Origin of the sequence: Nonomuraea sp. NPDC005650 (genome assembly GCF_040605375.1) — a bacterium.
Lineage (GTDB): Bacteria > Actinomycetota > Actinomycetes > Streptosporangiales > Streptosporangiaceae > Nonomuraea.
This window is the reverse complement of the sequence record NZ_JBEXCR010000123.1, coordinates 1-2613: the sequence shown is the minus strand read 5'-3', so window position 1 is coordinate 2613 and position 2613 is coordinate 1. Positions and strand designations below refer to the sequence as shown.

The window sequence follows — 2613 nt, the reverse complement described above, 5'->3', positions numbered from 1 at the left end:
TGTCAACGGCCATGAGGATCCCCAGGTAGGTGGACTTGGGTTCTCTCAGCTGGTGGCCACCAGAAATCCATGCTGATGGCCGGGGTGGTCCTGATGGGTGGTCAGGTCAACGGGGTGACGCCCTTGCCCGCCAGAGCCTCGGCGAGCCGGTGGGAATCGCCCTTGGTCAGGACTAGGTGGGCGTGGTGGAGGAGCCGGTCGACCGAGGCGGTGGCCAGGGTTTTGGGCATGATGGTGTCGAACCCGCTCGGGTGGATGTTGCTGGTGATCGCGATCGAGCGGCGTTCGTAGGCGGCATCGATGATCCGGTAGAACGCCTCGGCGGCGTCGGTTCCGGCCGGGAGCAGCCCGATGTCGTCGATGACGATGAGGTCGGCGCGGCAGATCCGGGCGACGGTGCGCGCGATGGAGCCGTCGACTTTAGCCTTGCCGATCGTGGTGGTGAGGGTTTCCAGGGTGAACCAGGCCACGCGTAGGTCCTTCTCGATGGCTGCGTGGGCCAGGCCCTCGGTGAAGTGTGATTTGCCGGTGCCCGACGGGCCGGCGATCACGAGGTTTTCGGCCCGGCTGATCCATTCCAGCGTGGCCAGGGCGTTCTGGGTGGGTTCGGGGATGGAGGACTCCTCCGGTCGCCAGGACGCGAGGGTCTTGCCGGTGGGGAAGTTGGCCGAGGTGCGACGTAGCCGCCTGGTGGCCGCGTCGCGGCCGGTGACCTCCTCGTGGATGAGAATGCGCAGGACTTCGGCGGGGTCCCAGCGTTGCGCGCGGGCGGTGGCCAGCACGTCGGGGGCGGCTTTGCGCAGGTAGGGCAGGCGCATCCGGCGCAGCAGCCGGTCCAGTTCGTCGGGCAGAGCCGGTGGGGTGGGCGAGGTCATGGGTGGGGTTCTCCTCATCGCGGGCACCCGCCCGGCCGCGCAGGCCGGGCAGGTGGTGGGGTGGTCACTGGCCCAGGGCCTGCCAGGATGCGGTGCCGGGCTGAGCCGAATGCCTCTCATCAGCGCGCACGAGTTCGCCGACGGCCCGGTGGTCGCTCAGATGGTCGACGATGGCGGGCAGGTCGTCGTCGGCGAAGCGGCCGGCGATCGCGGCCAGGCCGAGTGCCTCGTCGACGCGTTCAGCGCCGAGCACCGCTGCCAGCTCGACGGCGCGGGCCATTTTGGCGCGGATGCGCACGGCTCCGGCGGGTCCGGCCTCGGTCAGCCACCGCTCGGCGCCCGGCCCGATGCCCAGGAACGCGACCTCCGCCTCGTTGCGCGGCCGTGGTTTCGGCTGGTGGATGCTGCGCCCATTGGGATGGTGCGGGTAGTGCTCGGCCAGGATTTGTGGGTTACCCGGGATAGACACTCGATGGCGGGCGATCTCGGCCAGTTCCCCGCCAGCGGCCCGGGCGGTGATGACGAGTTCCTCGCCGACCACGCGCACCCAGACCTTGGTGTCGACGTGTCCGGGTGGGGTGGAGTAGCGCACCGAGGCGAAACTGATGGTCTGGTCGTCATAGACGATCCGCTGCTCGCCCAGCGCCAGCGCGAACGGCTCGGCGGGCAGCACGTGCAGCGTCTGCTGCTCGATTAACAGCTGCTCGGCGGGGATCTGGCCGCTGCCGCGATGCCGGCGGGCGTTGATCTTCTCGCACCAGGTCCGGCATTGTTCGGCCAGCTCTGCGAAACCGCCGTACTGGCTGCGGAGGTTGGCCTCGGTGGGCACCAGGTCGGCCTTGGCGAGCCGGACGGTGGCCTCCACGCCGCCCTTGGATTCGGGATCGTAAGGCACGCAGGTCTCCACGGTGCAGCCGTAGTACCGGCCCGCGGCCACGATCTGCGGATGCCGCACCGCGATCCCGGCGACGTGGTCGCTGGTCACGGTCTTGGCGTTGTCGGTGAGCACGTAGGTGGGGGCGCCACCGATCCGCCGCAGCGTGGAGTCCAGGCACGACACCAGCGTGCCCAGAGTGCAGTCCCAGACCGGGATCACTACCCGAAACTTCGACCAGGCCAGCCAGGCGCACCACAGCCAGGTGCGTCTTCCGTCGACCCGCGGGCCTTCGCCCCAGTCGAACTGCAGCCACATGCCCGGCTCGGGGATCCACGGCCGGTAGGTGCGCCGCCGCCCGGCCCGCCACGCAGCCTTGGCGGCGTTGACCGCTCGCCGGGTGGAGCGGGGGCTGCCCCGATATCCCATCGCGATCAGCTTGTCGTGGGCGACATCAGCGCGGATCTTCGCCTTCGACGCCTCCACCCATTCTTCGATCTTCTCCAGGAACGGATCGATCAGCTTCGGCCGGGCCGCCCGCTCATACGGGTTGAGACCCAGCTGGCGCAGCTCGACGTAGCGTTTGACGGTCTTGGGGTCCGCACCGGACAGTTGCGCGGCGGAGTGGATGGTCTTGGTCAGGTCGTATGCCTCAAAGATCTTCATGATCTCTCTGTCAGACTTTGTCACGGGACCTCTTCGGTCGGCTTGCGAAATGCGGCAAACATCAGCAAACCGGACCGGAGGGGTCTCCCAGGGGGCGGGTGGAGATCAGGGCACCCGAGGCCATCCACGGGGAATTCTCGTGGCCATCAGCCGGGACTCAACTGGCCGCCCACCAGGAGTCTTCCATGGCCGTCGGCA

The 2613-nt window shown here is 68.6% G+C and carries 2 protein-coding genes; both read right to left on the bottom strand.

What is annotated here, in order from left to right; translation table 11 throughout:
* Nucleotides 1–101: 101 nt before the first annotated feature.
* The gene (gene istB / locus ABZS69_RS66870) at nt 102–875 is read right to left on the bottom strand and encodes an IS21-like element helper ATPase IstB (protein ID WP_139638047.1); all 774 of its coding nucleotides are present in this window, start codon (nt 873–875) and stop codon (nt 102–104) included.
* A gap of 64 nt (nt 876–939) precedes the next feature.
* Complete coding sequence (gene istA / locus ABZS69_RS66865; protein WP_355395573.1) at nt 940–2415, bottom strand: IS21 family transposase; 1476 nt, start codon at nt 2413–2415, stop codon at nt 940–942.
* Nucleotides 2416–2613 lie beyond the last annotated feature (198 nt).